The 26,325-nt window shown below is 55.9% G+C and carries 17 protein-coding genes and 1 pseudogene; 10 read left to right on the top strand and 8 right to left on the bottom strand.

All coding sequences use genetic code 11. The features are described from left to right. The 4 genes and pseudogenes from OPC11_RS21415 to OPC11_RS21400 form a co-directional block, all read left to right on the top strand. The coding region (locus tag OPC11_RS21415) for a DUF6610 family protein (RefSeq protein ID WP_342765964.1) at window positions 1-469 on the top strand (469 nt) is incomplete at its 5' end. Window positions 470-541: 72 nt separating this feature from the next. Then, window positions 542-889, top strand: a pseudogene (locus OPC11_RS21410) (hypothetical protein). A gap of 86 nt (window positions 890-975) precedes the next feature. Further along, window positions 976-1,902: an ImmA/IrrE family metallo-endopeptidase gene (locus tag OPC11_RS21405; protein WP_264783347.1), complete on the top strand. Its 927-nt coding sequence runs from the start codon at window positions 976-978 to the stop codon at window positions 1,900-1,902. Window positions 1,903-2,011: 109 nt separating this feature from the next. Further along, on the top strand, window positions 2,012-2,878 hold the full coding sequence (locus OPC11_RS21400) for a hypothetical protein (RefSeq protein ID WP_264783346.1): 867 nt from the start codon (window positions 2,012-2,014) through the stop codon (window positions 2,876-2,878). Between the two features lie 70 nt (window positions 2,879-2,948). Here OPC11_RS21400 and OPC11_RS21395 read toward each other — a convergent pair whose 3' ends face one another. Continuing rightward, window positions 2,949-3,887, bottom strand: a complete 939-nt coding sequence (locus OPC11_RS21395; RefSeq protein ID WP_264783345.1) for an ADP-ribosylglycohydrolase family protein — start codon at window positions 3,885-3,887, stop codon at window positions 2,949-2,951. A gap of 66 nt (window positions 3,888-3,953) precedes the next feature. Here OPC11_RS21395 and OPC11_RS21390 point away from each other — a divergent pair, with 66 nt between their 5' ends. Both OPC11_RS21390 and OPC11_RS21385 read left to right on the top strand, forming a co-directional pair. Continuing rightward, the gene (locus tag OPC11_RS21390; protein WP_264783344.1) at window positions 3,954-4,970 is read left to right on the top strand and encodes a metallophosphoesterase; all 1,017 of its coding nucleotides are present in this window, start codon (window positions 3,954-3,956) and stop codon (window positions 4,968-4,970) included. A gap of 144 nt (window positions 4,971-5,114) precedes the next feature. After that, window positions 5,115-6,155, top strand: coding sequence for a sister chromatid cohesion protein PDS5 (locus OPC11_RS21385; RefSeq protein WP_264783343.1), 1,041 nt, complete (start codon window positions 5,115-5,117; stop codon window positions 6,153-6,155). Window positions 6,156-6,194: 39 nt separating this feature from the next. Here the strand turns inward: OPC11_RS21385 and OPC11_RS21380 are convergent, their stop codons facing one another. Together OPC11_RS21380 and OPC11_RS21375 are read right to left on the bottom strand one after the other, a co-directional pair. Next, window positions 6,195-6,959, bottom strand: a complete 765-nt coding sequence (locus OPC11_RS21380) for a hypothetical protein (protein ID WP_264783342.1) — start codon at window positions 6,957-6,959, stop codon at window positions 6,195-6,197. A gap of 5 nt (window positions 6,960-6,964) precedes the next feature. Further along, window positions 6,965-7,825, bottom strand: coding sequence for a hypothetical protein (locus tag OPC11_RS21375; protein WP_264783341.1), 861 nt, complete (start codon window positions 7,823-7,825; stop codon window positions 6,965-6,967). Between the two features lie 96 nt (window positions 7,826-7,921). On the opposite strand from OPC11_RS21375, the gene OPC11_RS21370 reads away from it, so the two are divergent. Together OPC11_RS21370 and OPC11_RS21365 are read left to right on the top strand one after the other, a co-directional pair. Further along, window positions 7,922-9,376 (top strand): hypothetical protein, encoded by a 1,455-nt coding sequence (locus OPC11_RS21370; RefSeq protein ID WP_264783340.1) that lies wholly within the window; start codon window positions 7,922-7,924, stop codon window positions 9,374-9,376. Next, window positions 9,376-10,803 carry a hypothetical protein gene (locus OPC11_RS21365; RefSeq protein ID WP_264783339.1) on the top strand — a complete coding sequence of 476 codons (1,428 nt, stop codon included), beginning with the start codon at window positions 9,376-9,378 and terminating at the stop codon, window positions 10,801-10,803. Before OPC11_RS21370 ends, OPC11_RS21365 begins: the two co-directional genes overlap by 1 nt. A gap of 450 nt (window positions 10,804-11,253) precedes the next feature. Here OPC11_RS21365 and OPC11_RS21360 read toward each other — a convergent pair whose 3' ends face one another. Next, a complete protein-coding gene (locus OPC11_RS21360; protein WP_264783338.1) occupies window positions 11,254-16,332 on the bottom strand; it encodes a DUF3883 domain-containing protein in 5,079 nt (1,692 codons plus the stop codon). Here OPC11_RS21360 and OPC11_RS21355 point away from each other — a divergent pair. Further along, the gene (locus OPC11_RS21355; protein ID WP_264783337.1) at window positions 16,331-17,455 is read left to right on the top strand and encodes a tyrosine-type recombinase/integrase; all 1,125 of its coding nucleotides are present in this window, start codon (window positions 16,331-16,333) and stop codon (window positions 17,453-17,455) included. The genes OPC11_RS21360 and OPC11_RS21355 overlap by 2 nt on opposite strands. 340 nt (window positions 17,456-17,795) lie before the next feature. Here OPC11_RS21355 and OPC11_RS21350 read toward each other — a convergent pair whose 3' ends face one another. After that, window positions 17,796-19,073, bottom strand: coding sequence for a hypothetical protein (locus OPC11_RS21350; protein WP_264783336.1), 1,278 nt, complete (start codon window positions 19,071-19,073; stop codon window positions 17,796-17,798). A 91-nt stretch (window positions 19,074-19,164) separates the two neighbouring features. Next, complete coding sequence (locus OPC11_RS21345; protein ID WP_264783335.1) at window positions 19,165-19,641, bottom strand: ArsR family transcriptional regulator; 477 nt, start codon at window positions 19,639-19,641, stop codon at window positions 19,165-19,167. A 115-nt stretch (window positions 19,642-19,756) separates the two neighbouring features. Between OPC11_RS21345 and OPC11_RS21340 the strand changes: the two genes are divergently transcribed. After that, the gene (locus OPC11_RS21340) at window positions 19,757-20,539 is read left to right on the top strand and encodes a hypothetical protein (protein ID WP_264783334.1); all 783 of its coding nucleotides are present in this window, start codon (window positions 19,757-19,759) and stop codon (window positions 20,537-20,539) included. Window positions 20,540-20,789: 250 nt separating this feature from the next. Here OPC11_RS21340 and OPC11_RS21335 read toward each other — a convergent pair whose 3' ends face one another. Further along, window positions 20,790-23,693, bottom strand: coding sequence for an ATP-dependent DNA helicase (locus tag OPC11_RS21335; RefSeq protein ID WP_264783333.1), 2,904 nt, complete (start codon window positions 23,691-23,693; stop codon window positions 20,790-20,792). After that, window positions 23,680-26,262: a PD-(D/E)XK nuclease family protein gene (locus OPC11_RS21330; RefSeq protein WP_264783332.1), complete on the bottom strand. Its 2,583-nt coding sequence runs from the start codon at window positions 26,260-26,262 to the stop codon at window positions 23,680-23,682. Before OPC11_RS21330 ends, OPC11_RS21335 begins: the two co-directional genes overlap by 14 nt. Window positions 26,263-26,325: the final 63 nt, after the last annotated feature.

Below are 26,325 nucleotides of genomic sequence, written 5' to 3'. Positions count from 1 at the left end.
TCAGCAGTTGACTCGACCAACGCTCACGAATGACCCACCCGCAGATATCGTCGGTGTTGACTGGAACGGCCTCCATCGCGGGGCACAGTTCGGTGAGTTCTGGACAGCCGCTGGGTGGGACGACAGCGGCCGGGACGCTGACCACGTCACGGTTCGGAAGACCGTTCGTCACAGCCTTGGTCGACTCCGAGAGTTCTGGCAGGGACACGGCGTCTGGCCAGATTCGACACCGCAAGATGCCGGTCTGGATGTAGAGTACAAGGGACCATCACCGAGTGAGCTCGACGGTGCTGCCTGTACTGGATGCGGGACAAATGTCTGGAGAACCCCTCGTGGTCCCTTTGTTGCCGAGTATGATACGGGAGATGTCTGTGGATACTGCAGCTACGACTGCTACTTCTCGCATCGCCATCGGAACAATCTCGAGGAGATTGCCGGTGATCAGAGCGTCTACTTCCCACCGGCGTAACTCGGAGATTGTTTTTCGAGCCCCTGAGAGGGCGAAGGCTCCATCGAGAGTCTTCGTCCAGAGGTGAATCAAGTGAGTCAGCGACAGCACGCGAACGACGTCACGGTCGATGAGATTCCAATCGATATTTCGAACACACAGTCCGGGGAAATCGATCCAGGTGATGTTCCTACGGAGATCGAATCCATCACTCGCGGACTGGCGAGTGAACAGCCGCCGACGAACCCACTCGTCGTTCTCAAAGCAGCTCGGTGGTGGTACATCCACGGCTAAGGTGGGTCCGATCCCGCATTCCGGTGGGCCATCGAGTGGGCGCGACACCTCGCGACAGACACACCGAGCGACGTAGAGATGTTCGACGAGTATCTCAAATACCTCGTTGCAGTCGGTTTCGCGGACGAACCACACGAACTCCGGTAACTCTCAAAGGGAGTTGTTTTTTGCGCCCTGAAGGGTGCGGCGCGTTCTGAATCGATGCAGTTGCGGTAATTCGAGTCCTGAAAATCATGGCTACGAGTAGTGATTCGTCGGTCTCGTTCGAGGAGACCGACACCCGGCACGACGAGATGCACAGTACCATCGAAGCGTGGATCGACGACCTCGTCGACCACGTCGACGATGCACAAGCAAGTGAGGAGTTCCAAGAGTGGCTGGAGGTCCAGAGTCGGTTCCACGACTATTCGCACCGAAACACGCTCCTCATCAAGCTCCAGTATCCCGAGGCAACGAAGGTCGCAGGCTACAACACATGGCGGAACGACTTCGATCGGCACGTCCAGGAAGGCGAACAGGCCATCTGGATCTGGGCACCAATCATCACCAAGCGGTGTCCCGAGTGTGAAAATTCACCGAGCTACCACGAGAACATCGGTTGTGAGTACGACGAAACGTCGCCGGATGACTGGTCGAAAGGCCTCGTTGGGTTCAAACCAGCACCGGTCTTCGACGTATCCCAGACGGAAGGACAACCGCTTCCCGAACTGGAGACGGCGGCAACGGGTGACGCCAACGATCTGGTGCCAGCGCTCAAAGATGCAGCTGATGAACTCGGTGTGACGGTTCGCATTGTCGATGCCGACAGCTGGGAGCATGGCGACGCGAAAGGAGTCTGTAAGTACCGGAGCCTACACGACTTTCAGCCAGTCGTCGAGGCGAGGGCTCGGTCGAACCACGCAGATCTCGCGGTCACACTGATTCACGAGTACGCTCACGCGCTGCTCCACTTCGACGTCAACGACGAGGACGAACGGTCGAAGCGCGAAGTCGAAGCGGAAGCCGTCGCGTACATCGTTGGTCGGTATTGCGGCCTTGATACAAGCGGTTCAGCATTTTATCTCGCTGCGTGGCAGGATGATGAGCCAGAGTCGATCCAAGACCGGTTCGGACGGATTAGCAGCACCGCAGAGGAGATCATCGACGTGATCGACGGGTAGGTCAGTGTAGCGCGTCGATGAACAGCTCTCCACGTCGCCGTGAGTTTCTATTGCGCCGCGGAAGGGTGGCGGCGCGCGTGATCGTGCGCCGCCGGGATTGAACGAATCCATGACTGAACAGTACCTTACAACGGTTCTCGATGAAACCCGCCAAACGATTGAGAGCCATCCGCAAGTCGGCTACGGAACCGAACAGCCACTCCACGAACACCTACGATTCGCGGTACTCCGGCTGCTGGAGAACGAGGCTGAAGACACCCATACGGGCGAACCACGCGTTCCAGGGATCACGGTCGGGTACGGGAACGATGCGGCGATGTTCGATCACTGGAGAGACGAGGTTGAGTGGTGGACCGACATCGAACCGCAAGAGCACTGTACTCGGTTTCGCATCTTCTACGAGCAGTTAGACCAGGACGAGTTGCCGCGACGGGCGTTGGAGGTGATGACGGCACTCGGCGCGTGGCGCGTCTGGGAGGGGCCAGCTGCAGCGTGTGGCTCCTACGATCACCGCGGTCGACGCGAAGCACACTTTCTCCTCCACTACAATCACCCGATTGAAGAGCACCTGGCTCGCCTCGTGGAACCCAACGACCCCGCTCTCGCCCCAGACGGTGGATGGGTGGCAACCAGAGACACCCAGAGCGCCATCAAACCAGAGATAGATACGGTTTCGGCAGAACCTTCAGCCGATGAGCTCGCACCGCGAATGCGGCGAGCATGCGACGAAGAGATGGACGTCTCACTCTTGAAGAAGGGCGGCGTGTACGAGGTTCATTCAGAGTCCGGGAATTTCTACGATGTCGATGTCGTCGCTGAGACGTGTACATGTCTCGACTGGCAGCGACGCGAACCTGAAGGGGGCTGTAAACATATGCGCCGCGTCGATATCGAAATCGATGCAGGGAACGTTCCCCGACCAGACGGACGCCTCCCTCGCACAGAATCGGAACAGCAGCCAAATTCGACACTGTAGGCTGTCAGCAGCCACCTAGACTTAATCTTATTCTTAATATTAAGAATGGGCTAGACCAAGCCCTGGGAAGCTAGCTAACGGAACTCTCGTCCACGGTGAATTCTGCAGTCATAAGTACCGACTCGAGGCGCGCGATTTCATCGGCACACTCCAACTCGCCGATCCATCGATCGGGGAGTGCATCTGCTCCGAATCGAGCTCCCGCGATAGCTCCCGTAACTGCACCGACGGTGTCGGTGTCATCTCCCATATTTACAGCAGAGACGATGGCATCCTCCGCCGTATCCGCTGTAAGTCCGTGATACAGCGATGTTTGCAGCGTATCGACCACGTAGCCGCTTGCACTGAGCGTGTCGGGATTGATACCGTCCGGAACCGAGCGTAATGCTGTGAGGAGTTCCTCGGGAGCATCGGCTTCGATATGATCGAGAGCGTCTCTGAGAGGGGTTGGTCGCCGGGCAAGCAACCCTGCCAAAGTGAGATTGAGCACGATACAGCCATACGTGCAGCGCGGATCCGCGTGCGTGATCGCTGAAGACGTCGCACTCACACGTGAAAGGTCACTCCACTCGTCCCGAAACGCGATCGAATACGGCGCACAACGCATTACACTCCCATTCCCAGCATTGCTCCCTTCGGCGCGGGACTCCCACACCTGCTGGCCAGCATCACGCCAGGATGCTCCGTGTTTGATTTTCTGGATGGTATCGCTGGTCATCAGGCCAATGTCGAACGGACCACTGTCGTACCAAGCGACGAAGCGCTCAGCGATATCGTCCGGCCTGAACGCCTGATGCTCGGCAAGGCTTCGGGCAATACAGAGCGCCAGTTCGGTATCGTCAGTAATGGTCCCTGCAGGCTGATTGTGCGTCCCGTGGCCCAGCATCTCTGTAACCATTCCGTGCGTCTGCGAAATCTGGTTTGAAGAACGGAATTCGACGGGACGTCCGAGGGCGTCGCCACAAGCAAGTCCTAGAAGAACGCCGGCCTCAGCATCTGTTGACGACATATCCCCTTGTTTGAGAGTCGGTGATAAAACTATTAATCAGTGACAGCAGTGGTATCAGCAGTCGCTATGGAGAATACGTATGCTGATATTCGAAAAAAGCAGCATCTCGATATTACAGTCAAGGTTGTGACGTGCAGACCGGGGTCAGGTTCTCGACGCGCCTTCGAGATGACTCTCGAGGACGTTGATGGGACCTCATTTTCATTTACAGTATGGGCGAAAAGCCCGAATGGGCGGGACTACCCGTGGCAGGAGGGGCACTGGTATCGGCTTCACTCTGCATACGGGGAGGTGTGGCCAGCTGGCCGAGAGCTGCATGGGACGGGCAAACTCGAGATCGAACACAAAGGCGTTCGCCCGACCAACCGCCGTGCGAAGCTTCTCTACCTGACTGACACCCATCTGGGGAAGCAAACAGGCGGTCACAAGAACAATTCTTGGAAGTTAGACACCGTCGCTGGCTTCAACGCTGCGATTGACCTCGCGACCGAGCAGGGTGTCGATGCCGTTGTTCACACTGGCGATGTCTTCCATAACGATACCACGAACGGGATTCCGGAGTCGATCGAAGAAGCATGCCATGATGGTCTCACTAAGCTGGCGAACGCCGGGATTCCGTTCTACTTCATCTACGGCAACCATGCGCGGAAAAAGGGGCGCGTCTGTCTCGAACAGTTCTGTGATGCAGGATTGGCTACGCATCTCCGTTCCCGCCCCATTGTGATCGGGGATGCCGTCGCACTCTATGGAGTCGACTATCAGAAATCGTGGGACCACGGTCAGCTAGGCTTTGAGCGTCTACCAAGCGGAGTCGCGACTCTCCTCTGTATGCATCAGTCGGTTGCACCGCTTACGGGAAGTCCGAACCCTGATTGCCACTTACAGGAAGTACTCGAAGAGAGCACGATTTCGATTGACGGGCTTGCTCTCGGTCATCTTCATACGAACGCTGAGAAAACCCTGGATGGCTGCTCTGCGTTTTGTGGTGGGGCGACAGAACGACTGACCAGCGAGCTGGAGCCAAGCGTAGAAACCATCACTGTCGAGAAGGGAGAGATTCGTCGTCATAGGCAGCGCTTGTAATTCCAGGAAATATCTTAATCTTAAGAATAAGATTAATTTCTTTCAGGACCAGGGTTGCCACTGAATCCTTGAGGAAGGTTGAGTTCTCTCCTTAGAGTGTCGACCACCCATTGTTTTATCAATTCAATTACAATCAATCGAATAATGGCCGATTTCAGCGAAGAAGTCGCTGAGCGAGCAACCGACCTACAGCAACTCGCTATCACTAATCCTTCAGAGGTTCCTCTCGACGAATTGTACGAGATTATTTCGACACCGACCGTCTCGCCCAACACACATGGTGCTGCCATCGTCGCTCTACTCAATGTCGCCCGTGCTCGTGATGACGTTGGATCAGCATTTGTCGATGACCTAGATCGCTTACTCAATCGACCATCCCTCAACGACGCGCTCGTTCTTCGCTGTCTCCGTCAGCTGGCGGCAAATGATCCAGCCGCCGTCCTCAGGATTCAAGAGGGAATCACTGCTCGAATCTCGCTCGAAAAATCCGAGATTACTCAGGCTGCAACGGGATGCTGCGTCGAGCTTGCAAGTACAGAGCCACAGGCATTCGTCGATCACGTTCCGATGCTCAGTGCCCTGCTCGACGTCGAGAACGAGACGGTTCGCACGAACGCGATCTATATCCTTTCGCAAGTCGCCCACGAGTATCCAGAAGAGGTGAAGCCGATGGTCCCGCAACTGATTGCGGGGATTACTGAACGCGATCAATCGTACCAGACGAACGCGTTGTCGGCACTCGGGGCAGTAACCTCCGCGTATCCAGCCACTGCGAAGTCAACCACTGAAGTCTTGGCTGAGCTAACGTCTGCATCGGCGCTGAAGGTGCGTGCTAATGCAGCCGCTTTACTTGCCGATATCGCCAAGGAACATCCTGACGCCGTCGAGGACCATGTGCCGGCCCTGATTGACTGTTTTCACAGTGACGACGAATTTCTCTGTGGGAACGCTGCCTCCGCGGTTCTTCAAATCGGGGTTCAAAATCGAGCAGCCGTTGAGGAGGCAATTCCGGCTCTAATTGAACTCCTGGACGATCCCTCGCCAGTTGTCCGTCGAAACGCATGCAAAGCACTCGGGCAGCTAGAGGCGACGGTCGCACTTGTCCAGCTTCACTCCGTTGCTGAATCCGACCCTGACGAGAAAGTCCGGGAATTGGCATCGTGGGCCATCGACGGGATATCGTAGCTTGGAGAGGTCGGTTCAAATCGCCGCTTTACGACGGTTTCAGTTGCCGGCAGGCAGGTCTGGGTCGGCGAATTCGTCTTTGATATATACGACCGGAAGCCCCAACACGGCCCTGATACGGTCGCGGTTTCCGTACATGTGCGACTTGTCCGAGGTCACTATTTTTCCGATGAGGTTTCGGTTCCGCTGGTGATTTGCATCGCACAGGATCACTTTGTCAACATACCCATCAACGAACCAAAGACGTTGGTTCCGCTCTTCCTCGGTCCACTCACTCGTCGGACCCCACGTGAGACGACTCTGAAGTTGGGCCCGCGTCTCCAGTGCATCGGTAATGATGGTGTCGCAGAGCGCGTCCATCGCTTCACGCGCCACCTTACTGGTCACCTGCTGGTCGCCGATTTCGTCGCGGAGAAAGCTGCGAATATTGGGTCGAATAATCTCTCGGATCAATCGCTGAGGATAAACGTTCTCCTCGATACGAGTGACAGCGATAAACTCGTCAACGAGCGTTTCCAGATCCAGTTCCTCATCGGCACAGCTTCGAAGTTTAATCCCTAAGTTGGTCTGCGCAGCTCGAATCTTCGAAAACTTATCGCCGAACCTCCCCTCGTCGGTCTCCCAGCTCACCTCTGCTGAATCGAGAGAGTTCCCTGAGGTGCTGTTGCAGTATTCGTAAATCACTGCCCGACTCGTCGAGAGTGAGTTGTCGGTCTCAAAGAGTCGTTCGGCCTCGTCGCGCCATAGGTCGTGAAGGAATGTCACCCCGACGAGTGGGCCAGTATCAAGGAAATAGCGTGACATGGAACTTATCCTGTCACCTCGAAATCGATGTAAGGCAAGACGAGTGCGTCTGCAGCTCTTCTCGAGGTCCTGTCGTCACGTGCGTTTGCTTCTGCCTTCTCGCGCTCCCAGCTACGAAGTAGAGAGCGGAGCTGTCTCTTCGCATCGTCCAGGCTGTCGAGGCTCAACTCACGTTCAATCTGCTCACGCGTCAGACCGTCGTTCTCACGAACCGCGAGCTCCATACAGAAGAGCCGCCAGAACGTCTTGGAATACTTCTTTGCCTCTTTGGGATCATACCCCGAAGAATCCAGCTCAGCGCTCATCAATCGGTACCAGATATTAAGATCGTCCTCGTAGTCGGGGAAGGAGTCAGTTGGGAAGTCCTCAATGAAATCGTACAGTGTCTCTCTCGTCGGTCCAGCATTCCGGTCGAAGGAGAGCGTCATCTGTGCCGAATCTGCAGTCCCCAACTGCTTATCCAGACGCCGGTAATGTCGCTGTATTTCGTACGGCGCATCGTCGTACATCCGGTCGGTGAGTCCCTCGAGTCCGAGGTCGTAGTAACGTTCAAGCGCGCGACTTGCCGCTCGACGTCCCCGCCGAATCGTCCCCTCTGGTCTGTCAATGTCAGCAGCAGCGACGTCGCAAATTACTGGATCGTCGTTTGGCTCGCCTCCGGTGTGAACGCCGGTATTGGCAGTCGCCGTCATTGTACCATACATATACCAGAAGGTCGGGATGTCGGTCGTAACCCGCTCACTGTCTAATTCGTCTTTCACGAAATAGAGCAGCTTGTGAACGGCCTTTCGGGAAAGGGGACTGTCGTACCTGTGTTCGTCGAAGAGAAGTGCAACCACCTCACTCACGCTCAGTTTCCCGTGCATCGATTCGTCAACCTATCATTAGAATCGGACATATATCTATGCTGTGGGTAGAGGAGAAACACTATCTATCAAAGAGCACGGATGTCCAGTGACTAAATGCCGATATACAATCACGAAGGAACGAGCGAAGCTAGTGGGGACAAGGGTGAAAAGTACAAGCAGGCGATCGAAGAGTACCTCCGCGCTCGGGGCTACAGCATCGAACGACGGTCGAATCATCACAGCACGACCGAAGACCTAGCCGCGGTCACCGTCGACGAGAGTTTCCACTATCTCAGCGGCGAGAAGGTAGGTGACGACGTCAAGAAGTTCGTACGGGTGGAGGCCAAGGGAACCAAGTTGTCGCGACTAGATGACGATTTCCTCACTGAGCTAGCTCGCGTTTTCATCGACTATTGCGAGCAGGACGGAGGATTCGAATACCACATTTATGCATCGTACCTCCAAGCCTTTGACAAGTGGGAGCGAATATTCGATCCCAGGACGAACACCCCGGAGTACATCAATGACTACTTCGATACCCTGAAAGAGAGGCAGAAGCTGAATGACGCCGAGGAAGCAGCCCTCCAAGACCTTGGAGTAGAAGACTTCGAGTGGTTTCTCGCCGATGTCTTCGTCCACCGCGCCAGCTGGAACCGCCTCGGACAGATGGCAGAGGATGAGCGGTCTGTGAATCGCTCCAAATGGGACTTCTACACCCGAGAGAACTCGCCCTCGCGAGAAGCCGAGACGCTCGTCGCTAACTTCCTCCGTATTAGTGGGCTACCAGAATCGATCTACATCGGTAAAAACCTCACAGATCATCCTGAAGACATCTACGTCGATAATCCTCGGCACCTACCCATCTGGGTCGAGTCAGGCCAGTTCTACAGCCTGCTTCCAATGGAAGAGATGCCTGACTCGCTTCGTCCGTTCGTCGGTGGGGAGTCTGTTCAGAGCCGACCGTTCGACAGCTGGCTGGAGAGCGAAGATACTGCACCCACCGTTGCGAAGCGGCTGTTCAACCGCGAGATTCGACGACGCGCAGTCGAAGGGTACGAAGATTGTAGAATGGTGCGCCACCAGTACGAGAATCGCCTGCTCTTCAAACATGAAGGCGAGGAATCTGTCGAAGAGGACGATTCTCCGGCAAAGACGAGGGTCGAGGGATGGGACGTTGCGATGGATTGGGGCGCATATACCGCCCATCGCTATGCGGCACCGGTTGTCAAGCAATATAAGCAGCAGTTCTACGTCTTCATCGACACTGGGTGGATGTTCTCCCGTTCTGGTCGCGGCACCAGTATTGTAAAAGGCGACACCGCCAGCAAACTCCATGACAAACTCCAAAGTAGCGGCCATTACCGTCCAAATAATCTGAAGGCACAATTCCGACAGTGGCGCGCATACCTCGGAATGGACGAATCACCACCGCTTGAGGAGGCAAGTATAGAGGATGACTCCCAACGACTGGAGTTCGAGCACGAAGAGGGGTTAGAGCTCCGCGTGCGGCCTCCGAAAGACGGCTCCGAACGGGAACTTCTCATGCAACGAGGTGTGGACGCGTACTGATGTCTGGGTTCAGAGTGGACTACCTCTCGGAGCCGGAACTCGTCTTCGCCGGTGGCAATACGGCGAAGGACCCGCGGAGCGGACTGCTGAAGTACGGGCCCTGCCCACCGCGTGACGGCTCTAACCATGAGGTGGTACGGGTGGGACTGATTGGTGATAGCTGGTCTATCTCGGCGATGCGAGACCTGCTTGAGGACATGCGTTATGGGATCCTTCCCAAGAGAGACGAGCGACAGCGGTGGAATCAACCCTTCCCGGGACTCGGCCCTAACTCTGAGCTCAAGATGTCGTTCGATCAGCGTCCGATGTGGCGGGGCGAAATCGAACACGATGACATTGACTCACTGAGCGACGTCCGCGATGATGCCGACCGTGTTGAGATGGCACTGGATTACATCAAGTACCAGACAGAGGGCGTCTGCTCGACAACCCCGAGCCCGGACGTAGTCATTGTAAGCATCCCGGAAACCCTCGCTGAGCTGTTCACAGAGGGTAAGAAAGCAGATACCATTCGGACGGCCGACACCGACTTCAGAAGCCGCATCAAGCTTCTGGGGATGCTGAATCAGACCCCGACACAGCTCATCGGCCCCAAGACCCTCCGCGGAGAGGATGTCCAACCACGTCGAGAGGTAGCGTGGAATCTCGCAGTTGGTCTACTCTACAAGGCTCGAAGAGGACGACCATGGAAGCTTACTGAACTCAAATCGAACACCTGCTACGCCGGCATATCCTTCTACGATGAGCGCGGGACGGATCCAGACACCAGAGCGTCAATCGCGCAGGTGTTCATGGAGACCGGAGAGAACTTCGTCATCCGTGGCGATCCGGTCACCGATATCGCCAGTGATGACGATACAGGACGGACACATCTGTCGGCTGGAGATGCCGAGCGGCTAATCCAAACCATCTTGGAGCGGTACGGCGACCGAAGGCAGGATCGCCCTGATCGATTGGTGATTCACAAGTCTTCCAACTTCTGGGAGCAGGAGACAGAAGGCTTCAAATCTGGCTCCGAAGACGTGAGACAGCGAGACTTCATCACCATCCGAGAACACCACCCAATTCGTCTCTTCAGCAACACGCAGTACCCGCCTCTGAGGGGTACAGTCGCCCTGCCACCTGGGAGAGAAGAGTACTACCTCTACACGAAGGGATTCATTCCGGAGATTTCTGCGTACGCTGAGTCCGGCACTCCAAACCCAATCGTCGTCCGTCCTCATGAGGACGTGAATGCTACCTCGTACCGGGAGATCTGTGAGGAGATACTCTCGTTCTCGAAGCTCGATTGGAATAGCTCTGATTTCTGTAAGAAGCTCCCTGTGACGGTCGGGATCGCTGACGCTGTTAGCGACATTCTTGCAGAACCGATGGCGCAGAACCTCCCGGACGGGGCATTCCCGTACCACTACTACTATTACATGTGATCTCGCTCGCTAGAAGTTTCGTTAGAACAGAATGAAGGCAACTGACAAAGGAACACGTAAGTTCGCTGGCAACCCGCCCTACCGTTATGACGAGTTCTCTTATCACTGCCTCTAACGTCACGGCTTTCGGTCTCCTGTGTGATTTAGCTGGAGCAATTCTACTTGGTCCGAACATTGTTCGACAAGCGTACAAAGCCGCACAGGTGCGCAAACAACTACAATACGAAGGCTATGAGCCGAATGATGTCATGACATCATTTTATCTAAACGATGAGCCAATCGAACATGAATCACTCAAATCGTCGAAACAGCAACTTCGGGAGTTTGAGCGTGAATGGCTCTTACCAGCTATTGGGCTAGTGCTCCTCTGTATAGGATTCACAGTGCAATTCATCGCGGTTGCGTTCCTGTAACGAGATTAATCGAAAGTCGAGATCGCCCGGCTGGGCTTCAGAACTTGACGATGAATCGGGAGGGGACAACAGTTAGTCGCTCGCTCTCGGCGTCTTCAACTTTCGGAATGTCATCGAAAACCGTTGTGACGCTTGGATTATCCAGCGCATTGATGATTCGAACGACAAAATAATCTCCATGCTCTTTCTGAGCAACCTGATGCTCATGCCTTGTCAATCCAAACTGGCGGTCCTGTTGTTCCGTCGCCTTCACTTCGATACAAGCTTCTAAACCGTCGTTAATCGATTCTACTGCAAGGGTGTCTCCGTCCAAGACAAGGTCGGCTCCACCAACGTGGATATCATAGCCACGTCCACGCTCGCTCGACACATCACGAATCTTGACGGTACATCGCTCGCCATCGTACTTGCCTGAGAGTTCGATGATGGACGGTGATTCGTCGACTGTTGGTTCAGAGTCGAAATAGTCGCTAATGACTCTCTCCAAATGAGTCATCGCAAAGGCCTCACCCTCATCTCCAATTTCGTTGGCTCGTCCCCCACCTCCACCGGGCCACCCGCCATGGGATCCACTCTGCTTCTCCTTTGCCGGGGTTTTTCGGTGATTTCTGGGACGGTCCTTCGAATTACCTGTATAGGCTTGCTTTGTACGAGTTGAGTCACTGGGTGACGATGGTTCCCTGTCTCGTTCAGCCTGGGATGAAGTCGATTCTACTCTCTGGGATCGGCGCGGAGACGAATTCGTCCTCCCTGTTCTTCCGTTCGTGGAGGTATGTGATTCCGATGAACTGGAGGACGGTCCCGAGCGAGCCGCTTGACCGTTTGTCGAACTCGGTTTCTTGGATTGGTTCAGAGAACCGGTTGGTTGCGGTTTAGAACCTTGTCGATCATTGCTTGTTCCGGCTTCTGAGTCATCTCCATCATTTTGGTTGGCAGTCTGCGAATCCTTTACACCGTTATCATCAGGCGTGGTTGGGTGGGAGCTATGACTCTGAGAGATTTCTGGATAATCATCCACAATCGATGAATGTTGAATCGCTTCTCCGTCGAGATAGGCTTGAATAATTCCTTCTGGTTTGCCGACCGCCCCCTTGGATAACTGGGTATATCGATTTTTGTCGGCACCAGTGAGGTCAAGCGAGGCAGCCAGCGAGTCAATGAGATCGAGCTGTGCTACGTCCTCGTTTGCAAGGAGCACATGCTCGGCATCTTCATCGATGAAAACCGCTTCTTCGTAATTGGAGACTGCTCGCCGCCCATTGAGATAGTAATCACATGCAACACGTGGTGGGCGTTGTATCGTGTACGTGGCAGTCGATGCGAGTAGATCCGCTGCGGCCCCTTGTTCCCTGGATTCTAGAACGCTGTAGCCGACATCGAGAGATTCCTTAAATACGTCATATAGGCGCTCACCACCGATTTCGTATTCCGGATAGGCGACCTCGCGTGTCAGAGCTTCCTCAAGTGGTTCAGCATCGAGAACCGCCACTAACCGATTGATAGCTTTCCCACGGTTGTATCGAGCGTCATACCACGGGAAGACTACTTTTGTCGCGATTTTATCCGGTAGCATTTCTGTGAACCCTGGTCCTCGCGCAACGAATTCAATGTCGTCGTACTGGACCAGTTCCTCGTTAGCATTCGGAAGTGCATCGGCTGCAGCAAGCTCATTGGCGATGTCGTCTAGCTCATGGTCTATTGATTCGTCGTGTGCGACTTGACTCACGATAGATCGCCATGCCTCTTCGACGGTGCTCCACGCGTCTTCATCTGCCTGTGCGAGAAACTCGATATACGTCTCCAGTGCAGGGTCAATTTCGATGTCGAAAATGTCGACGAAGAGATCCTGGAATCCGCGGTATTCGTCTTTAATGGGGACGACGTAGTCGCCTAATTCCCCACTCCATGTGACTTCAGCGGGTGTTCGGAACGCAGGATCGGCACTTGGGATGTAGATAAATGCGCACTCTCGAAGACAATCAATTACCTCGTCTCGCTCTCCTTCGGGTGCGGTCTTGATCTGCTTCGCAAGCGAGTGCAGGTGGGAGCGAATCTCCCGGTTCAGTTCGTCGGCGTCACGTTCGTTACGGGACTCGACCAGTCTTTCAATACCGATCTGGTGCTCCGTAATGCCGACATCATCACGAATTCCGAGAGTATTGAGGAGATTCGCCGAAACAGACTCGATTACTTCAGCAATGTGAGTCACGTCAGCTTCCTCGGTGACAGAGTTCCGTCGGAATAGATGGTCTGGTCGATGGAGTTCTCCATCGTCTCCCGGAAGCCATGAGACAGATCGAAGTAGCTGCCCAAACGTCGTCGGACAGGCACTCTCCTCAGTTTTTACTTTGTACCCGTTATTCGGAATAGAATAGCAGTAGTCGCGATAGAAGCAATCGCTGTAGGTGTCTTCCCAGTACGTGTCAAGCATTCGGGCGAACTCCCGACCAAATCCAGTATTTGTCTCGGTTGCGTCTCTGAACGCTTGTGTAACCTCCTCGTCCAAGGCGTAGTCGACGAGTCCATGCCGGGCATTCTCGCGTTTCATCCAGCGGCAATTTCGACCATTGTAGGGCGCTAGATCGGTATCTAATCGAATATCTGTTCCCTCGTCATCGTGCTCGTCGAGGAACTCCTGAATCTCCCTCTTAGAATCAAAGGTGACTCTATTGCAGTGGTCAGGGTTCTTATGCACCTGAATGCAGTCCTGGACGCCAAGTTCTGCAAGAAACTCACGCCAAGATTGTTCATCATCATCCACGTCATCACCGGTGTCGTCACCATCGAGATACGAGGGCGTTACCGGTGCTTTAGAGGTGATCGTGCCTAAGACAAGACTTGAGTCGTAACGGCCTTCATTATACTCCGAGGGGAGATACAGGTCCTCTGGTCGTGCATATTCGCCATCCTCTGTTCTGAGCTGAATCTTCGAAATCTCGGTTAGAGTTCCGGATCGTTTCTTGATATATCTGAGATAGTCATCCAGAAGGTCATTTCGGTGGGCTTCAGGCTCCGAGTATGCCTCATTGATGATATCACGTACAATATCCCTGTGCTGGAGGGAATCGATACCCAATCGCTCCGAGAGGAGATCCTTTGCACGTCCGGCTGTAGATTCAGAGACCGTCTGGGTCGATTCCAACTCCGCTACGAACTTGCCACTCAGTAGGTCGAGATCCTCATAGAACGGTTCGTACGCAGATTCGTTCTGTTGCGCTGGAAGGTAGATCTTGTCTCCAACACCGGTTAGTGCTTTCCGAACACCCGGTTCATCTCCTCCTTGGAACGGGAAGATTGCAAGTGATCGAAGTGCTGACTCGATGCGCTTGATTTCCTTTCTCTCCTCGGTAGACGGATATCTCGAAAACGAATCCCCACTGAGATATTCCTCTATTGCCCCTAGCAATTCTACAATCTCTGGGGTTGTTAGGTCATCAAGGACGACCATATCCTGAAGTTGTTCGAGCGTCTCGGCAACAGAGAGATCTGTCGTCCCATCGAGTGCACAGAGCCGGTCGTAAATCTCGTTACCTAGGTCGAGAGTCGGATGAGCGTCGACATCCGCGTATGCATTCGCGAACTCTTGTAACGGAAGTACCGACCGTAGTGCCTCCGGTAGAATCACTATCTCTTTAGGCTGAAAGAGGTCCTCCGACTCATTCGGGACGATTGCCTGCCCTTCTATCTGCGTATAGGCATGGTCAAGAAGCGGAGTGAGATATGCAGGGCGATCTTGCGCCGGATTTGGGTCCGGAATGAGTTCGAGGATCGTCTCTGGGGCGACCTGTTCTGCATGGAACGTGGTAATTGCAGTATCGAGTAACTCGCCTGCAGCTCTCAGGAATCGGTCATTCAGCGGATGTCCCGGCCGAATCTGTTGGCGGTTGGATTTCAAGAGGAAATCTGCCTGCACATCGAACGGCAATCCAGTTGTTTGACTCGCAGGGAAATAACAGAAGAGTCGGCTATCAGAATGGGATATCGGCCTTCCTGATTCGTCAACAGGGACCGCAATAGACACTGTAAGTTCAATGGATCGGTCGTTGAGATCCGCAGTTTCAAAATCACGTTCCTCGGCGATCATCTCAAGTGTCTCGTTATCGGAATCTAAAGCGGTAGTAAACAACCGATACCGATCGATACTCGGAGACTCGTCACTACTCGGCGAGGATTTTCGCACCTCGTGGACGTTCTTCTGAGTCTCCTTTCGTTCGTAAGTAGTCGACTGCCCCTCAATCTCGACACGAATCGTTTCTAGGTTGTTCAGGAATGGGAGTAACCGTTCAATCGATTCCAGCTTTGATTTGAGTGCCTGCCTGCGTGTATCTGGGAGGTCCGGTTTGAACGGAAGTCGAACCTTGGTTCCCTTGAATGGGATGTCGTCACTGGGTTGTTCTTGGGGCAGTTCCGGGTCGACCCTGTCATACTGGAACGCGAAATAGCCTGTCTCAATTTGGGGATTGTCGGTGACGCTGAAAATCGTCTTGAATCCAATTCCGAAGTGGCCAATATACGAGAGGTCGTGCTTCGTACTTGCTGTAAACTCGCCGAGAGCGGCGACTTGGTCAGCCGTCATCGGCTCCTGGTGATTCTCGATGCTGAACTCATCCTGCGTGAGGCGAAGTGTGGCTGCAGTACACTCACCACCGACGTCATCAGCATTTTGGAGGAGTTCAGGGACGACTTGAGAGGCATCATCGAGATTTTTCAAGATCTCGTCACTCATCCGCCGTAGTTTCTGCTGTTGGTCCGTTGGCGTCTCCGCTTTCAGATGCTGTTGGCGTTCCTGGATCCGTTCCAGAATCTCTTGGGCCCCTTCTTTGGATTCTGGAGGGGCATTTTCGAACTCCCACTTTTCCGTCGTACTGCTCATTGTACCTGTCAATGTCCTCTCGATTTTTAAACCCCCCTCCCACCGGGGTTTAGGTATAAGAACCGCCTCGCCAGAGCAGAGACTCTGTATAGTCACATACAGTATATGAAATGAGATATCGACGTTATAGCCTGTGTATCCTCCGATATTGAGAGAATTCGAGAATCCAGAGCCACTGTGTATTATCCCAGTTGTACACAGTAGATTTACGTGGGTCGCCGCCGTCGGTCGAGCACGAACCATGGAACCCGACGAGGGCGACGCTACACCCAGGGAAACACCGGTCGAGACGGCCATCCAGCAGTACCTCGACAGCGTCGAAGCCGGGAACTCCAGGAAAAACTTCGCGTCGACCCTCGCGACGTGGCGAACCTGGCTGCGCGAGGAGCGCGGTGTGACGGACCTCGAGGACCTGAACGTCCTCGACTGCCGCCGATACGCGCGTCATCTCAAAAAGCAGGCCCGCGACAGCGATTTGAAAGCGAGTACCGCGACCACCTACTACGCGTACGTCCGCGCGTTCCTCACGTTCTGCGTGGCAGACGAACTCCTCGATACGAATCCGGCCAAAGCGAAGCGTGCCACCGACGAGCTCCCCGAGGATCTCGGTGACGCCGACCGGCAGTTCTGGCGGGAAAAGGAGCGGCGGGCGATCATGCGCTACGTCGACGAACGTGTCGATCACGCCCTTGACGAGGAAGCGGACATGAGTCGTGAGCGGGCCTTTCGCGACCGAGCAATCGTCTATCTCCTGGGACTCTCGGGCGTTCGCGGCGCGGAGGTGTTCGCTGAACCCTCGGACGACAAGCGCAACGGCATCACCTGGGGAGACGTCCAACTCGACTCCGGTGCCGTCCGCGTCCTCGGGAAGTCACGAGAGTACGAGTACGCACAGCTTCCCGAGCGGGCCGCCACGGCATTAGAGCGGTACAGGACGGTCCTCGATCCACCGACCGACGAGTGGCCGGTCTTTCCCAGCGGCCACATCCCATCGAAATATCGCGCCGTTCGCGAGCAGCTGACCCGCGAGGGAGTTTCGGACGACGAGATCGAGACCATTCTCGAGCGCAGCGATATCGAGACGGTGCTCCGAGAACATGAGATCATCCCACCAGCGCTCTCGACGAACGGTGCTCGCAACCTGATGAAGCGGCTGTGTGATGACGCTGACCTCGACGTCGACGGTGACTACCTGAAGCCACACGGTGCCCGTCGAGGGCTTGGCCACGAGCTCTACGCGAGCGGCCACGCCGAACTCGCCCAATCAGCACTCCGACACGCGAGCATCGAGACTACCCACGAGTCGTACTCCGACATCCAAGCAGCCGAAACCGCGAAGCAAGTGGACGATCTCCTCAAGGACTGAATTAACCAACGCCATCCCAATCTCATGGAGATTGTTGGTTAAGCCGTGTGGGAATCCTCCGCGCCATTGGTTGACCTTAATGTTAAGGTTAATTTTAAAACGTCCGGGCAACTGTACTGACACAGCCATCGTTGGCTACAGATGGAATCATTAGAAGATCTATTACCGGGATCGTGCCCCTCAACCTCTTGAAGCTGTTTAATATTAAGATTAGAATTAAGGATTCCACAGTCTATTCGTAGTCTCACAGCAAGGCACCAAGATAGTGGTAGCTTAGAGCTACCATGGTAGCTCTGAGAGTACATTCATCGGAAAAGACAACATAAGGTTCCATCACCCGTCAATTGCGCGGCTTTAGCCACGACCGCCGGAGTTCCTCATCCTCTGGTGTCCCCTTAAAGAAAAACACGTCAGCGCCCGCTTCGGTGAGTTGCGGGATTAGCTCTCGCTGGCTATTAGGAATATGTGCACGACCCGATTTGGAATCCGTGTACTTCACTTCGACGTAGGCCCCCTGATGGGAGAGCGTGACATCCTCGTCGTCAAGACCGGAGAGAAACGCCTCGACATCCGCTTGCTCACCGTAGACGAAGAAGTCAGGAATACCAGCAGGCGGGGTGTGTTTCGAGTGACCATCGAAGATGGCTTCAAGCGCGCTGGGAACAGCCTCGCAGAGCGCTTCATAGTCGAACTCCCACCTCGCGTTGCTCGGGTTGACATCAATGAACGCCCAGAGAGTCTCTGGCCCGTCGACGACCTCTAACCCTGAATCCTGTGCCATCTGCTCAAAGTAGTCCTCGAAGTTCTGTCCGTTCTGATTACCGGCGATGGTTCGGCGACTTCGTGGGTTCAGGTGTTCAGGGTTCTTTCGAAGGTATTCCACTAGCGCTCGCTCGATTTGAGGGATCACCTTCGATGCCGTTGGGAAGAGATTCTTGCCAACGTCTCTCGCCTCAGAGAGGGTTCCGACGGCGTCAAGATCGGCGCGCTCTCCCGCCTCTTCTTGGAGTGCCTCAATGATTGGGTCGAATTGGATACGACTGTCATCTGGACGAAAGTCATCACCTCGAACGACGAGGCCGAACGTCTTCTCCTCAAATCGGATCGGATTCGCGTGCCGGATACGCGGGATCGCCCAGTCAGAATAGTCAATCAGACGTCTACTGTAGGCACTTGGTTCCAGCTCCCAGAGCGGTAGGATGTCGTGATTACCAATGTACGGCTGAAGGACTGAGTTATCAAGTGCTGAGAAAATTCGCTCACACTCAGCGGTTGATCGGCCGCAGATAATGAGTGGAACTTCTTTGTCACCCGTGTTGAGCGTCAGAGATAGGGCCCTCGTAAGTCGGTCTTGAAGGACCTCAACCCACCTCTCGCCTTCCCTACGACTCTCTAATCCGCGAACGTACAACAGTGAACGGCTGCTGCTCTCTTTCTCAGCAACTGCGTAGCCTTCTCCCGAGTATGTCATCACCTCGTCCGACTCAACAATAGAGAACTCCCGCTCTCGTTCGTCCTCCAAAATATGGCACCGGACGCACGAAAACTGGTCCTTCTCGAACACCGGTCCATCGAAAAGGTGTGCACCGCAGTGCTGGCAAGTTATCTCGTTCTCCACGGTTAGTAGAGAGTCGGTGAGAGGGGTCAAAATTCATGGAGTTCCCTATTAGATCCACAAACCACTCTCCTCGAGATCCTCCTGACGAACCCTAGGAAACCTCAGCCTCTTCCAGATCCGGTTCGTCGAATTCGAGTGCCTCTCTAACGGCTTTGGGAAGAGTCGGTCGCGGTGCGTCCTCGTGGCGCTGCACCCGCTCGGATTTTTTCGTCTCCTCGTAGACAGCGCGTGCAACTGGGACGCCCCGCAGGAAATTATGCTCGTAGAGGATCTCAACCCCACGCTCGGTCGGCCCCCAGAACTTTGACGGGAGGTCTCGCGTCGACACGTTGGGTTCGTGCACGTAGACGTCAAGGATTCCTGCCTCTTGGAGTGTCTCGAGCTGGTCGAGGATGGCCGCCTCGTTCTTCGGAATCATGTAGTCGAGTTCGGCCAACGACGCGAGGTGTGCTGGGTGACCAAGGATCAACTGCAAGATGAGGTGGCGCGTCTCCTGGGAGAGCAGCTCACGCATCCGCTGCTGCTCTGCGAAGGGGTCCTCAAACCCTTCCGGGGCCGTGTCGCTCATACTGTAGAGTAGTGGGCTCGACTGCATAACGGTTTGGGTTGAACAAGTCAATAGAATCGCCGAAACACTGACTCAGTTAGAAACGCCTTTTACTCAGCCAGTACTGTTCCCACTTATGAGTGCTCCATCTGTGCCCCCAAACTCGGGCGAGATCATGAAGGCTGTGCAGCAGGCTTTACGTGGGCTCGACGTCGGGTCGACGGAGGCCGTGCGAATCCTCTCGTGGGCAAACAGTGAGACACCAGCGATCTACGACCGGGATCAAACCGCGTATCTCGTCCTCGGGAGCTACCGTGATCCGTATCTCCGACGCGTACGGGCGGTCAGCGATCGGCTAAACCGCCGATACGGAACGTATGCCTTCCTCATCGGAGACCTCTCAGACATCGATCTTCCGCGTCTTCCGGAGTTCCGGGTGAAGTTCCATATCACGGCGACACTCTGTGATTACGTGGCTGCCGTGTTCGAGCAAGACGCGGGCGGGGAGATCAACGAACTCGGCAAACTGGGCGAAACCGAGTACTTCGAAAAGGCGTACGCCTTCCCCCGTGCCTACCAGTGGGAAACGGAGGACCACCTCACCGACGAACGTGACGTAGTCGATGCTGCTGCGCAAATCATAGCTGCCACCGACATCGATGACGAGACAAAGACTGCAGAACTCGAGGCTCTCGTCGAACGAGCAAACCAAACTGGGATCGACATCTCGGTCGATGCGGTGAGGACCACGCTTGAGGAACACGATATCGAGGTTCCGTCGTACAGCTGGGTCCATCTGAACGACTTCCGTCTCTTCGAACTCCACGGGCGATGTTATCCCTGGACGACTGAGGAAGAGCTACTCGACGCTACAGATGATCTCCCGGGGTCGCCGAGACCGGGGTGGGAACAACGATAAGACTTGTTTTAACATTAATTCTAATCTTAAGGATAGGTCTGTCATTGTTGCTCAGCATCAGTGTGTCCAATCGGAGGTCTGCTTGTCCGAGAGAAAAGCTGGAGTTCCCACTGATGTGAATAGGCCCTCATTGAAGCGTCGCTGTCTGCGATCAGGACAAAAGCCACCATTAACCTTAACTCTAAGATTAAACAGGGCTCGTGCCCGTTATCAAGAGACGTGACTGGTAAATTCCTTCCCCGTATTCGGCTTAACGGGAGCTACCTAACGGAGGTGTAGCTTGGAGCGATTCCACATCAGACACCGACTTTACGACGTCGACAAGGTCATCTCGTGAGAGGGGATCGATCTCTTCGCGGACGCCATCAACGGTGTAGAAGATCGACGCCGAAATCTCATGCTCAGGATACAGCTCCCGAAGCACGTGATAGTAGACACTGAGTTGTTTTCGATACTCGGCTTCCGCGTGCCGACCACGGTCGGTCTTGTAGTCGACCACTTCGATGCGGTCAGCTCGAACGTGGACGAGATCGATGATCCCGGAGATCATCACTCGAGTCCCGTCGACGTCCAGCGGAAGATAGGCGTCCTCCTCGACGAGCAGGTCGCCCGACAGGCCGTCGAGAAACGACATCACGTGCTGTTTGTCGTCCCATCCGGGGTCGTCCCGATTCAGTTCTACATCATCGCCGCGCGCGTACGCTTCCGCAAAGTCGTGGACGTCGGTACCGAACGCCTTCCCCATACCATCGTCGACGTCCTCGAAAACATCCTCACGCATCAGCGAATGTGGTGAGTGTCCGACCGGTCCCTCCGGCGTCGGTACCGTGATCAGCAACTCTGTCTGCTCGGTTTCGTCTACGGTGTCTGCATCAGGTTCAGTGTCCCACGCTTCGATTTCGACCGGGAGTTCTTCGAGGAACGTGTTTGGGTCCTCCCCGGCCGAGAAGATCACGTGGCTCTCGGCGCGCGTAATCGCCACGTAGAGCAGTCGGCGCTCCTCGTCGTACTCCCTGGGCAAACACCGACGGAGGACGTCAGTCCGCCAGTCATCGTACACGTGGGGGAGGCCGTCTGCCTCGGCGTAGCTTTTCCGCTGTCGGAGTCCGGCCGGATCCTGAAACGTGATCGTTCCACTCCCGCCGCCCGATGGCGGGAATCGCCCGCTGTTCATGTTCGCGAGCACGACGATGGGATGTTCGAGCCCCTTCGCTGCGTGAATCGTCTGGACCGTCACCGAGTTCGCACCGGCATTCGCGTGAACATCGTGGGTACTGCCCGCTTCGATACCGCGCTCGATGAACCTGATAAGGTCTCCCCGAGTCAGTGTCGTCGCGGTGTGTACTGACTGAATCGTGTGGAGGACGACGTCGGCTGTAGCACCGTCGTACCCATACCGCGAGAAGACGCGTTCGGCCACCCCGCCGAGCGTCTCCAGTTCTGCCAGCTTCTCGCGGAACGAGCGCATGTTCTCGGGATACGCCTCGGTCTCCAGGACGTGCTTGATCTCATCGAGTGTGTAGCCTGCTTCCTCGAGGACGACCGCCCAGCCGCGGTCGGCGTCGGATTCGAGGATGCGTAGCCACGCCAGCAGTAACTTCGCCTGGGGCGTGCGGAACAGCTCGATCCCGCCCTCGTACGCCATCGGCAGTCCGTACTCCTCGGCGGTCTGCAGCAGGTCGCGGCCGAACTCTCGTGTTCGCGTGAGAACTGCGACGTCTCGATACTCGGGCATCCGAAGCGACCCGTCATCGGCCTCAACCTGGTAGGCGTCGTTGCCCACTAGCTCCTGTATCTTCGCGACCACCGACTCGTGTTCCTCCGGGCTCGCGATCGCTTCGATCTGGGTGTTCTCGTGTTCGGTGTTGGTCGAGAGTGAGACAATTCGATCCTGAATGGCCTCGACATCGACGTTGTCCCGGTTCGCCGCCGGAACGAGTAGCCCGTGCTCCGAGAAGTCAAGGATCTCCTGGGTGGAGCGGTAGTTCTCGATAAGCTCGATGGTATGAATCGGCCGAGCGTCGAAGGTAACCCGTTCGTGGTCGGCGTTCAGTTCGGCGACGAACCGATTGAGGCGGTCCTCGAAGGCAGTGATGTTCTCGACTTCGGCGTACTGGAAGCCGTAGATGCTCTGTTTCCAGTCGCCGACGACACAGAGGTTGTTCGTGCCCGCGAGTAGCAGCGTCAGCTTGAACTGGATCTCGCTGGAGTCCTGGAACTCGTCAACCATCGCGTAGTCGAACGCAATGGACTCACGAAGCGCGTGGTCCTCACAGAGCAGGACGAACGCGAACAGTTGGAGGAAGCCGAAGTTGAGGTAGTTCCGGCCGAGCGCGAATTCGAGGTACTCATAGTAGACATCGTGAACGAATGCCTTGAGTCCCTCGCGGTCAGCATCGAACACCATCCGAGCGACAGCATCGGGGACGCGTTTCGTGCCCTGCCCGCGAATTTCGGTCTTCTCAGGGGCGTCTGGCAGGTAGCACTTGTTCTTCCCGTAGCGGTTGAGCTTCGAGCGAAGCCGTGACTGTTTGCTCCCGCCATTCTGTGGCTCATTTACCTCGTCGAACAACGATTTGAACGCCTCAAAGTCGCCGTCGAGATACCGTTCGCCGTTCCGATACCAGCCGTCGGCTGTCGGGAACACGCCCTTCGAGGCGAGTTGTGAGACGAGTCCGAGGAGTTCGGTCGGGTCAGAGACGATGCGGAAGTAGTCATCGTACTCGGGGTGGTCGTCGCTGAACCGGTCGATGAACTCCCCGAACAGGGCTTCCTCGACGAGGTCGTCCTCGACGATCCGCGTCGAGCCCGTGATGCGGTCGTCGATCCCGAGGTGCGTCGGCGCAGCATAGCCGTGCTCCTGGAGGAGATCGTGGCAGAGCGAGTGGAACGTCTGGATCGGCGCGTCCGCGAGGTCTCGCATCCCGTACTCGCAGTGGCCGACGATCCGATCTTTCATCTCGGTTGCAGCGTTGTTCGTGAACGTCACCAGCAGCACGTCTTCAGGGGCGACATCGTCCTCGTCGACGATGTTCGCATAGCGGCGCGTGATGGTGAACGTCTTCCCCGTGCCTGCGCCGGCGTCAACGAGGTATAAGCCGTCGGTGCTGTCGATGAGGTCCTGCTGTTGAGGGTTGGGATTAGTCATGGTCAAGAAGGAGGTCGCGGTTGTCGACGCGACGGTAGTTCGGCTCACCGGCAAGCCCATTCACAGGGAAGCGTTCTTCGCCAGCGCGTCGGTGATTCAGTTCTGACATGCGCTCGGTGACGAACGTCTCGAAGGCATCAAGGTCCTCTTCGAAGTAGTTCTGACTCCGAACTCGTGCCAGCTGACGAAGCAGCTGTTTACAGCCTGACGAGACGTATTTGTACTCACCGACACACGCCTGCAGTCGGGTTTGCATCGCCTGCCCGAACTCGGAGTCGATGAGTTCGTCACTGTCACGCGTCGCCGGTAGCGGGGCCGTCTCGAACGCGGCTTGGTAATCAGTGTGCGCAATCTTCGAGAGCGTCTTTTGGCAGTTCTTTGCCCCGTCATCGCGGAGCTCCTCGAACGTCGCTCGCGACCGGGCGTGCTCCTCGAATGGGATCGGATGATACTCAATGGTCGTCAGCGTCTCCTCTACGTCCGCCTCGCCGGCGACGACGTCGTCGAGCGTCTCGAGAAAGTGGAAGAACGTGAACTGTAGGCGCTCGCCTGGGCGCTCGCTCCGACGGTGGGCGAGATAGAGAAGTGCCTGGAAGTTCGGCGTATCGCTCGGTGGATCGAGCGCGGAGTTCTTGACGACGCGAGACGCCCGTTTCCGACTCCCACTCTTGTAATCGAGGAGGTGAGTCGGTCCATGAACAAGGTCGATCTTGCCTTTCAGTCCGAGGTCTTCGTTCTCGAACCAGCGCTCCGTGAACGGCGAGTCGACTTCCCTGTCAAAATGGGCCGCGAAGAAATTCTGGCCCCACCCGCTGTTCGGAGTGAGCAGATCGTCACCCTCCGGGGTGCGTTCGTCGAGCAGTTCGACGATGGTTTTGAGGCCGACCCGGTACTTGGTACGGCGCGTTGGACGGTCGACGCGCCGCACGAACGGACCCGCCTCCTCGAGCATTACGTCTACGAGGTCTTCGATGGTCTCCTCGTCGATCAGGTCGGGATGGTTGACGTAGAACTCGGCGAAGTCGTGGAAGAGATTCCCCTCCTTGAAGTAGTCCTTATCGGGGCCGTCGACGAGCCGACTGAAGAGGTAGTCACGGGGGCTGTTGACGTACGTACTCAGACTGGACTGGCTGACGGTGTCGATTTGCGTCGGTGAGACGTCGAGTGATTCCTTCTCGAACCCATCCTGGGCCGCACTGAAGGTCCGTCCGTGAGTCACCGTATCGAGATCACTGAACCGTTCGAAGTCGTCATCAAGGAGGTCCTCGAAGTAGAGACACGGCGTTGCGGGTGAGCCGCCGATCGTGTCCTGAACGAGGTAATACTGTTCGACGCCGTTCTGGAGGAGGAGCTGAAACTGCGTCAGGTTCCGACTGAATTCAGCGTCACGGTCGACCCATGGACGACGTGGTGGAGAGTGAGTCCACGCTTCGTCGAGGCCGAGGTAGAATACGACGGGGCGGTCCACGTAGGCTGCTGACTTTGCGTCGGCCAGGAGAACCCCTTCGTCTTCGCGGTCGACGGGGACCTCGTAGCTCTGAAGGTAGTATTCGAGCCGATCAATGCCCTGTCTAGTGACGTCGTCGGTAGCGATCCCGAGCGCCTCGAGTTCATCTCGGAACGCATCGAGGCTGATCCCGGCCTGTCGTTCGTATGCAGTAAGTGCTCCAGCGAACGTTGTCTCGCCGATCTCCGCGCTGAACTCCTGAAACCACGTCAGACTGGCGGCGTCGACATCCTGTAGCCGCTTGTCGTCGTGTTCAACGTCGACGGCGATCCCGAGGCTGGAGAGAACAGAACGAATGGTCTTCACGCGCGTCTCCGTCCCGCGAGTAGCGGCGCGAAGGAACTGGACGAATCCGCGGTGGTGCTGTTCGTCAGCGAACCCGGGGCCACCGATAAACGGAATATCGGCGGCTTCGAGCGCGCTCGGGACGAGCGTTGCATATTCACTCCCGCGATCCGCGACGACCGCAACGTCCTCCGCATTGTCGGCGGAGACGATGCCGAGCACAGCGTCGACTATTGCTGTACTTGAATCGAAAATGTGGAACGGCGGTCGGTCGAATGCGGCATCGGTGAATGGATCGAACGTATCGTACTGCGTGGGGAGAATCGATCGTTCGAGGGTCGTGAGTTGGTCGTGGCCGACGACGGCGACGTCTTTGCTGTCGTCGATTTGGTACTCGTCGAGTCGCCGGGAGGTCGTATCGAGCGTTGAGAGCTGTTCGACGGTGGTCTCAGTCGCGGTGTCGGCGTAGGCGTCGTAGTCGAGAACGGCATCGACCCGTCCCTGGTGCTCCCAGCATTGGAGCGTGTTTCCGATCGCGTAGGCAGCCTGCTTCCACTCGAGATCGGTAGTCGTAACGAGTTCGAGAAAGGCGCTCCGGTCCTCGGCGCGTTCGCGACGACCTGCTGCGAGTCGACGCGGCGTGATGGCAAATATACCGAGATGAGCTCGGTCAAGACGTCGGTTCAGCCCACTGGCAAGCGGCGCATCAGGAACGATGACGAGGTCATAGTCTCGGACTTCGTCGTAGAGGGAGTCAAGTGGTTTCGCCCGCGTAACTGGCACGGCAACAATAACTCAGCCAATAATTCATATAATTATCGCCAAGTGTGTATTGGATAGCGATCA

The sequence above is a fragment of the Haladaptatus sp. T7 genome (assembly GCF_026008575.1).
In the GTDB taxonomy this organism is placed as follows: Archaea; Halobacteriota; Halobacteria; order Halobacteriales; family Haladaptataceae; genus Haladaptatus; species Haladaptatus paucihalophilus.
Note: the sequence above shows the minus strand (reverse complement) of the source record. Positions and strands in the feature narration are given on the sequence as shown.

Coding starts and splice junctions, on each gene's coding strand:
- OPC11_RS21380 (WP_264783342.1), bottom strand. CDS start 6,959: ATGTCACGCTATTTCCTTGATACTGGCCCACTCGTCGGGGTGACATTC.
- OPC11_RS21370 (WP_264783340.1), top strand. CDS start 7,922: ATGCCGATATACAATCACGAAGGAACGAGCGAAGCTAGTGGGGACAAG.
- OPC11_RS21360 (WP_264783338.1), bottom strand. CDS start 16,332: ATGGTTCGTGCTCGACCGACGGCGGCGACCCACGTAAATCTACTGTGT.
- OPC11_RS21400 (WP_264783346.1), top strand. CDS start 2,012: ATGACTGAACAGTACCTTACAACGGTTCTCGATGAAACCCGCCAAACG.
- OPC11_RS21390 (WP_264783344.1), top strand. CDS start 3,954: ATGGAGAATACGTATGCTGATATTCGAAAAAAGCAGCATCTCGATATT.
- OPC11_RS21355 (WP_264783337.1), top strand. CDS start 16,331: ATGGAACCCGACGAGGGCGACGCTACACCCAGGGAAACACCGGTCGAG.
- OPC11_RS21405 (WP_264783347.1), top strand. CDS start 976: ATGGCTACGAGTAGTGATTCGTCGGTCTCGTTCGAGGAGACCGACACC.
- OPC11_RS21375 (WP_264783341.1), bottom strand. CDS start 7,825: ATGCACGGGAAACTGAGCGTGAGTGAGGTGGTTGCACTTCTCTTCGAC.
- OPC11_RS21385 (WP_264783343.1), top strand. CDS start 5,115: ATGGCCGATTTCAGCGAAGAAGTCGCTGAGCGAGCAACCGACCTACAG.
- OPC11_RS21345 (WP_264783335.1), bottom strand. CDS start 19,641: ATGAGCGACACGGCCCCGGAAGGGTTTGAGGACCCCTTCGCAGAGCAG.
- OPC11_RS21395 (WP_264783345.1), bottom strand. CDS start 3,887: ATGTCGTCAACAGATGCTGAGGCCGGCGTTCTTCTAGGACTTGCTTGT.
- OPC11_RS21365 (WP_264783339.1), top strand. CDS start 9,376: ATGTCTGGGTTCAGAGTGGACTACCTCTCGGAGCCGGAACTCGTCTTC.
- OPC11_RS21340 (WP_264783334.1), top strand. CDS start 19,757: ATGAGTGCTCCATCTGTGCCCCCAAACTCGGGCGAGATCATGAAGGCT.